This window comes from Candidatus Hydrogenedentota bacterium (assembly GCA_035416745.1).
GTDB lineage: Bacteria > Hydrogenedentota > Hydrogenedentia > Hydrogenedentales > SLHB01 > UBA2224.
Map to the genome: position 1 here is coordinate 1 of DAOLNV010000148.1, position 7963 is coordinate 7963.

General features: G+C 61.6%; 6 protein-coding genes. 3 read left to right on the top strand and 3 right to left on the bottom strand.

Going from position 1 to position 7963, the window contains the following annotated elements:
* Positions 1-109: 109 nt before the first annotated feature.
* From PLJ71_22165 to PLJ71_22175, 3 genes are all read right to left on the bottom strand, one after another.
* Positions 110-1333 carry a Gfo/Idh/MocA family oxidoreductase gene (locus PLJ71_22165; GenBank protein ID HQM51394.1) on the bottom strand — a complete coding sequence of 408 codons (1224 nt, stop codon included), beginning with the start codon at positions 1331-1333 and terminating at the stop codon, positions 110-112.
* A gap of 120 nt (positions 1334-1453) precedes the next feature.
* The gene (locus PLJ71_22170) at positions 1454-2215 is read right to left on the bottom strand and encodes a carbon-nitrogen hydrolase family protein (GenBank protein HQM51395.1); all 762 of its coding nucleotides are present in this window, start codon (positions 2213-2215) and stop codon (positions 1454-1456) included.
* Positions 2216-2385: 170 nt separating this feature from the next.
* Entirely contained in the window at positions 2386-3195 is an 810-nt protein-coding gene (locus PLJ71_22175) for a glycerophosphodiester phosphodiesterase family protein (GenBank protein HQM51396.1), read from the bottom strand.
* Positions 3196-3646: 451 nt separating this feature from the next.
* Between PLJ71_22175 and eda the strand changes: the two genes are divergently transcribed.
* From eda to flgK, 3 genes are all read left to right on the top strand, one after another.
* Complete coding sequence (eda, locus tag PLJ71_22180; GenBank protein ID HQM51397.1) at positions 3647-4297, top strand: bifunctional 4-hydroxy-2-oxoglutarate aldolase/2-dehydro-3-deoxy-phosphogluconate aldolase; 651 nt, start codon at positions 3647-3649, stop codon at positions 4295-4297.
* 24 nt (positions 4298-4321) lie between these two features.
* Positions 4322-5269 (top strand): prolyl oligopeptidase family serine peptidase, encoded by a 948-nt coding sequence (locus PLJ71_22185; GenBank protein HQM51398.1) that lies wholly within the window; start codon positions 4322-4324, stop codon positions 5267-5269.
* Between the two features lie 217 nt (positions 5270-5486).
* The gene (flgK, locus tag PLJ71_22190) at positions 5487-7178 is read left to right on the top strand and encodes a flagellar hook-associated protein FlgK (GenBank protein HQM51399.1); all 1692 of its coding nucleotides are present in this window, start codon (positions 5487-5489) and stop codon (positions 7176-7178) included.
* The last annotated feature ends 785 nt before the right edge of the window (positions 7179-7963 follow it).

Sequence of the window (7963 nt, forward strand, 5' to 3'; positions counted from 1 at the left end):
AAAAGGCCGTCGAAGAAGGGGATCTCGAGTTTGTCCCGCCCCATCCCTACCCCGGCCGCGACTGGCGCTACGACCCTGCAACCGGGAACGTCGAATAACAGCCGCGACTTCAGACCACGGCGGTTTCCATCTGCGGGTCCCACGTGACGGTCTTGCCGTTCCGGTCAGATAAGACGGCCATGTGGCAGGCCGCGGCAGCGTTGAATCCGTCGTCCACGGTAGTGCGGGTTCTGCCCCCGGAACGCACGGCTGCAAGAAAATCCTCGATGTGCGCTTTCGTATTGGGTCCGTTGGACTTCAGGTTCTCCTCGATATCCTCGCGGTAAATGGTCAGTTCCTGCATGTTGCGGATATGGAGGGCGCCTTTCGTGCAAATATACCGTTCTTCCATGCCGAACCGGTCGTTTGTCAGGGTAGCCGTATACGTCATCTGAAGCCCGTTGGCGTATTCCACGATCGTGTTCACCGTGTCTGGACAGGTACGGCCGTCCGCAAACTTGGCCAGAGAGCCTGCCGACATCACGCGCACGGGCATGCCGGGGTTGGCCAGAAAATGGCAGGCATCCAGATGGTCTGCCAGCATTCCCCCGTTCAATCCCCCGCTGTACTCCTCGAAATAGGGCCAATGGAAATAGCGCAGGGGGTCGAACGGGCATTCCTTGGTGTCTTCGAGGAACAAAGACCAATGCACGCTCTCTTCGCTGGCTTCCTTGGGCAAGCTCGCAGGGTCAAGGGCTTGTCCTGCTTCGTAGTGGTTGACCTGCACCATCGCGAGGGAGCCGACATCCCCCGACGCGAGAATCTCGCGCGCACGGAGGTACAGATCCGTGCTGCGGCACAGCATGCCGACCTGGGCGACGGCTTTGTCCGCGCGGGCCTCGTCGCGAATGGCCTTTGCGGCTTCCGAGGTCAGCGCCATGGGCCGCTCAATGTATACGGCGGAGCCCGCTTCGAGGGCCGCGAGAGCTGCCGGCGCCAGAACGTGTGGCGGCGTAGCAATAAACACTGCCTGAAGCTCTTCTTTCCTCAACAGCCGCTCAAAATCGATATAATCGGCGGCTTTGCCGTTTTTCTGTTTGCACCAGGCCAGGGCACGGTTGCGCCACACGTCGTATGTGTCGGCCACGGCCGCCACAGTCACGGAATCCAGCTCCAGAAGGGTCTGCAGGAGCGCCCCGCCGCGCTTGCCCACCCCGATCACGGCACAACGCAGGGGTTCTTCCGGGGCAGCCTTGCCCTGCGCCCCGTCGGCACGCGAAACGAGGGTAGCCAATCCCCCGACCGCAGCCGAACGGACTAGGAACGCGCGCCTGGAATGCGCGCCTGCACTCATGCGTCACGCCTCATGCTCATCTCCCTAACTACTGGCCGCAGAGAGCCTTAGGCAAATGGCCGCTGTAATGCTCACGTATACGCCTGAAACTTTGTACCGCGTCTGGGGCTGCGGAAGGGTTCACTTAACCGCCTCACCCTCCTCTTCGGCACCCAGGTCAATATCCACTTCGATGTCATGCGAATACGTCTGTTCGCCCTCGAGCGGACATTGCACCAGCCAATAGCCTTCGGGAGACATAATCCCCGTCGGGCAGTTCACGGCTCCCTCGGGGGCAGCCGCGTTCGCGGTGGCGATATAGACTTTGCTTTCGAGAGCGCGCAATTGCAGGTTGGACTCGTGATAGGTGCGGTGGATAGCGCTCGTTCCCGAATTCGCCGAATGGAATATCACCTGGGCGCCTTTCTGGCCCAATTGATAGGTCAGCCGCGGGTCGGGGTACGGGCCGGCCCCGGGCGTTACCCAGAGATCGTTGCAGATCGTGCACCCGAAGGTCAGCCCGCGATAGTGAAAAATGCGCAGCTTCTCGCCGGGTTTACAGAACTCCCGGTCCAATTTCGTAGGTACCAGCTTCTCGTGGGTACCCAGCAGTTCGCCCTCGCCGGTGTAAATGCGCGTCTGGATGTGCACGTCGTTGTCGCGTTTCCGGCCCGTGCCAACGAGCGCCGTGATGTACTTCTGCCGGCAGGCCTTCGCGATCTGCTCCCAAGCCGCACGGGCCGCCTTGTCGCTGAAATCGCCGTGATACCCCGTCAGGCTCATTTCGGGAAACAAAATGAAATCGCCATCGGCATTCATGATGTAATCAAGGATTCTGGGAAGGTTCTCCTCAAGTTTCAAGGACACCCGCATCTGCACGCCGACAATTCGAATAGTAGCCATAGGTGAAATGTCTCCTTCTGCTTGCCCAACTGCTACCATACCACATAATCCGGCAGAACCGCTAGAATCGCGGCCGGCCTCTCATCGGGAAATACCATCGCACAAAGGCTTTACGCCTGAAAACGCCGTGGAGACGATGGCGCTGTCCGGAGACTGTAAAACCGCGTGCTTCAACGCGGACCCAGCCCGGTCTTCGCGGCCTCCTCGTAAACGCTGTCGATCTGCAGGCCGTCCACGCCGTACTCGAGCATGCGCGTGACGTCCCTGACGCCCGCCGCAACGGGATCGCCCACTGCGTCGCCGTAATGGAACACGTTGATGCTTACAATCACCGGCAGGCCCATCTCTTGGAACGCCTTCACGGAATCCGCCTGGAAATCGGCTGCATGCCCGAAGACGAAGTAGTCCTGGGAACGCTTGTCGATGACGTGGCGGCGAGCTTCTTCCGGACTGCCGCCCCACGATAACCGCGCCCTGCCCTGGAACCTCCCGGCGCCGCGCTTGCGGCCGATGAACAGGGCGCCATCGACCAGCCCATGGCGCGTCATCGATGCGTCGACCCGTCGTATGAATGCATCAAACAGCGCTTGCGGACAATGCTTTATGTCGGGCATCAAATCGATGCGCCCTTCGCACCGCGCGCAGAACGTTTCGAACGAGGGCAAGCGCTCCTCCGGGGCCAGTTCGCGCAGTTGCGCGAGCGTCAACGAGCTGACGTTGTCGTTGATGCCGCAGGTGCGCTGGAGGTTGCCGTCGTGCAGGCAGACGGGGTAGCCGTCCTTGGTCGAGCACACGTCCACCTCGATATGGGTATACCCCCGGCTGATGGTCTCTTCGAGCGAGGCCAGGCTGTTTTCCTGGAACTCCTCGGTCACCACCCCCCGGTGAGCTGCCAGCACGAATTCGGGCAACTCCGGCCGCTCGGGGATCGTCGCGCACCCCGCTATCAAAATCAGAAAAGCGCAAATGAATGAACCCATCGGACAGACCTTCTGCTCCGTTCGCTCTGTGCGGCGGTCATTAGCCCAATAAGCCTTGAATGTGGGTGCATCCATCTCGGCTAATGCGTCCAAATCACTCGCCCCGGCAGCATGCCCAGAAAAAAAAGACCCCAAAAGCCCGATTCGGCGGACACCATCCTCGCTTTCGAGCCTGTCTTTTGACTCCCGCAGATAGGCGAGAGTTTCGTCTCTTCGAAGTTGCGGCACCGTCAGCCTCTTGGCTCAAGACCGTTTTCCTCCATTCATCTGCGCAGCATTCTACAACATACGTGCGGTGGCGGTAACCCCTTGGGGATGCGAGTGGCGGCGGGGTGTTGTCGGGCGCGTCCGGCGGGCCCGGGTCCGGCCTGTTCTGTCCGCGCGTCTGTTGACAGCCGTCCCCGAAGTGTGTTCGAATCGGGGCGGTCATACAAGCACGAGGGAGATGCCGATGGACAAGTACGACGCAATCAGGTACATGCTCGATAAGTGCATCATCGCGGTGGTGCGGGCCGATACGGGCGGCGAGGATTTGGTAAAGGTCGTCGAGGCGGTCGCCGCGGGGGGCGTCCATTGCATCGAGGTCACCATGACCACCCCGGGCGCGCTCGAATGCCTCAAGGTGGCCTCCGAGAAGTTGCAAAAGACCGATGCGCTTCTGGGCGTGGGCACCGTGCTGGACCCGGAGACCTGCCGCATGGCGATCCTTGCCGGTGCGCAATACGTGGTGACGCCCACGCTGTCCATTCCGTCCATCGAGATGGCGCGGCGCTACGGGAAACCCGTGATCTGCGGCGCATACACGCCCACGGAAATCCTGACGGCATGGGAAAGCGGGTCAGATCTGGTCAAGGTTTTCCCTGCGAATATTGGAGGACCCGGCTATATCAAGGCCCTCAAGGGTCCGTTGCCGCAGATTCCGCTTGTTCCGACCGGCGGCGTCGAGCTCGAGAACGTGGGCGAGTTTCTGAGCTCGGGCGCGGCAGCTCTGGCTGTCGGCGGCAACCTTGTTAGCAAGAAGCTATTGGCTGCCAAGGATTTCGACGGGATCACCGTTAACGCCGAGGCGTTTGCACAGGCCGTGAAGGCGGCTCGAGGCTGAGCGTCTCGAATCGGGAGAAGACGCATGCCGTTTCGAATGGCCGCTGTTTGTTTGAGTGCAGCCGTTGCGGCCTCGTGCGCAACGGGAACCCAGGAAGACGCATCCCCGGTGAAGACCATCTACGTACAAAGCACGAGCGACGGAGCCCAACAGCCCTGCCTGTTCATTGAAGCTCGAGGGAGCGAACCCCGCCCCCTCCTGGTCTTTCTCCACACGTGGAGCAACGGCTACGACCTCGATACCCTGGAGTGGCGCGACGAGGCCGCCCAGCATAACTGGCACTTCCTCCAACCCCATTTCCGCGGTCCCAACAATAAGCCCGAAGCCTGCGCGTCGGAACTTGCCCGTCAGGACATCCTCGATGCGGTCGACTATGCCCTCGCACACTATTCCATCGACAAACACCGGGTATACCTTGCCGGGGCTTCCGGCGGCGGCCATATGACGCTCGTAATGGCAGCCCATGCCCCCGAGCGGTGGGCGGCCGCGTCGGCGTGGTGCGCGATTTCGGAACTCGCCGCGTGGCACAAGGAGTCGTCCGAGGCCGGGAACAAGTACGCCCAGGACATCGAGTTGTGCGCAGGCGGCAAACCGGGAACCTCGGAGGAAGTGGATAACCAGCTTCGCTACCGCTCGCCTCTTTACCATCTCGAGAAGGCAAAGGACCTCCCCCTCGAGATCGCCACGGGCATTCACGATGGCCATACCGGGTCTGTCCCGGTCCACCATTCGCTCGATGCGTTCAATGTGCTGGCCCGAGTCCACCATACCCAGCCCGTGTCGGCCGGGGAAATCGCCGCGCTGTCCCGCGAAGAGCCGTTGCAGACGGCGGAAGAACAGGACGAAACATTTGGACGTACCATCTACCTGCGCCGGTACGCCGGACCATGCCGGGTGACCATCTTCGAGGGCGGCCACGAAGGGCTGCCCAAAGCGTCTCTGGCATTTCTGGCGCGCTACGCCCGCGAATAGGCGCGCCAGACACCGTCCTGCAGGTTTTGCCTGAACCGCGGCAACCTTTTCCCTCTCCATGACTTAGGAGCGGTCCGCCGCGGAGTTGTAAACTGTTTTGTCCTAAAGCCTTTCGCAATGCCGCCGATAATTGGAACAGGATTTGCGGCACTACTTGCGGCGTGTTGTCGATGGCAGACGATGGCGGCCAGCGCCGGGCCTCATGAAGGAGATGGGAGTGGGAACATTATTCAGCGCCTTGGATGTCGCACGGTCGGGTTTGACGGCGGCACAGGTGCAGCTCGACACCACCGCTCACAACATCGCGAACGTGAACACCGAAGGATACTCGCGCCAGCGTGCCGAACTCCTGACCCGCGTTCCGATCACGACGCCTTACGGCCAAATCGGGCGCGGCGTCCAGGTTGACAACATCGTCCGCATCCGGGATACGTTCCTTGACATGGCCTACCGCGAGCAGGCGTCTGGATTAGGAACCGCCGAGCTCACGTCGGAATACTACGCCCTCATCGACGACATTTTCCTGGAACCGGGGGAGAACGGGTTCGGCACCCGCCTCGGACAATTCTTTGATGCCCTCAGCGACTTCGCCAACAACGTGGAATCGTCCTCGGTGCGCGAAGCCCTCGTCTCGGAGACGCAGCAGCTCGCTCTTAGCTTCAACAACGTAGCTGAGCGCTTCAATATCCTGCGCACGAACGCCAACGAAGAAGTGCGCAGCATCGTCCCCCAAATCAATTCCCTTGCCGAGCGCCTGGCCGAGATCAACCAGCAGATCGTCCGGTCCGAGGCCAATCTCACCAACGCTAACGACCTGCGCGACGAACGCGACCGGCTCCTGGACGAACTGTCGGGTCTCGTAAACATCACGACGGTCGAGCAAGACAAGATGGTCAGCGTCTTTATCGGTAGCGACGCTCTTGTGGAAGGCAACCTGTGGAACGAGCTCGAGGCGGTGCGGAACCCGGCCCTTGATCCCGAACGCCCGGACCTGCTCGAGGTGCGTTTCGCCGACAGCAGCCATGCCGTCGACGTCAGCGACGGCCAACTGTTCGCAGCCCTCAATATGCGCGATGTGATCCTGCCGGCGTTCGACGACCGTCTCGACACCCTCGCCAACTCCCTCATCGGCGCAATCAACCGCATACATTCCCAAGGCAACGGGATTGACAATCTCTCCGGCGTTATTTCGAGCAGCAACGACGTGTCCGCTCCCGCCGACGCGTTAGTGGGCGGGGCGTTGCCCTTCGATGTACAGGCAGGCACGTTTGATGTGGTGGTATACGACGCCTCGGGCGTGCCTACGTCCACCACGATCACCATCACCGCATCGACAACCCTGAACGACTTGGCCGCATCGTTAAATGCTGTCGGCAACTTCTCGGCGGCTGTCGTCGGCAACCGCATCGAGCTGGGCGCGACGGGGGCGTATACCTTTGGCTTCGCCAACGACAACACGGGCGTACTTACCGCGCTGGGCATCAACGGCCTGTTCACCGGGAGCGACGCAGCCTCGATTGCCCTGAATCCCGACATTCAGGCCAACCCCGACCTCATTTCATCGGCATACAGCCTTGACCCCCTTGCTACGGGCGACAATTCGGCGGCGCTGGATATGGCGGCTGTCCGGAACGCCCGGATTCTCGATGACGGTTCCTCAACGCTCAGCGAGTATTACGAGGCCACTATTGCGCGTCTCGGGGTCGAAAGCCGCGCCGCGGAAGACGAGCTCGGGGTCCAACAGACCTTCGTCGATGATTTCCAGCGGCGCCGCCAGCAGGTGTCGGGCGTATCCCTCGACGAAGAAATCTCGCTCTTGATCCAGTACCAGCGCGCTTTCGAAGGTTCCGCGCGCGTCATCACCGTCACCGACCGCATGCTCGGCGCCCTTCTCGCCATGGCCACATAGGGCGCGACAGGGTAGGCGCCTGACCACGGGTATCCTGCATTCATGTCCCGAAACGTGAAATACGAATGTTTTCGCGTTCATTTGAACGATGGGCCGGGCCTTCAGCCCGGGGGATGCTTGGGAACCCGTTTTCCCAGGCCTTCAGCCTGGGCTGGTATGTTTCGCGCCGTTGGCGCTGAAGAGCACAGGCGACTGGAGCGCAGAAACGGGGCTGGACCCGTTCCTCGCGCCTCAGGCCAAGAAAAGACATTCACAACAATCAAGCGGGCTGAAGGCCCGAAACATGCCGCCTGACGGGCCAGCGGCCCGGCCACACACCAGATCTGAAGCGCCAACGGTGCACGGCCTGCGTCCTCCGGAGCGCCAAAGGCGCGTACCATACCAGCCTGGCCTGAAGGGCCAGGGGATGGGATTCAAAACAGGCAAGAGGGCTGAAGGCCCGAAACATGCCGGAGATGTCATGCAAGTGGTGGGCTCCGAAGATACGCCACGCCACAGCGGAGAGGTCTCTGGAGCGCCGACGCGGCAGACGGCAGAAGAATGCCGAGCTGGCGCTCGGCGCTCCCAGGGGCGCCATCTCCTTGCCGTGGTCAGATAACACCGCCAACGGCCAACGGCCTGCGCCCTCCGGAGCGCCAAAGGCGCGTAACATGGATTCTCCGGACCGCCGCTGGCGAAGGCACGGGGCCTCCGGAGCGGCAACGGCCAACGGCCTGCGTCCTCCGGAGCACCAAAGGCGCGTACCATACCAGCCTGGCCTGAAGGGCCAGGGGATGGGATTCAAA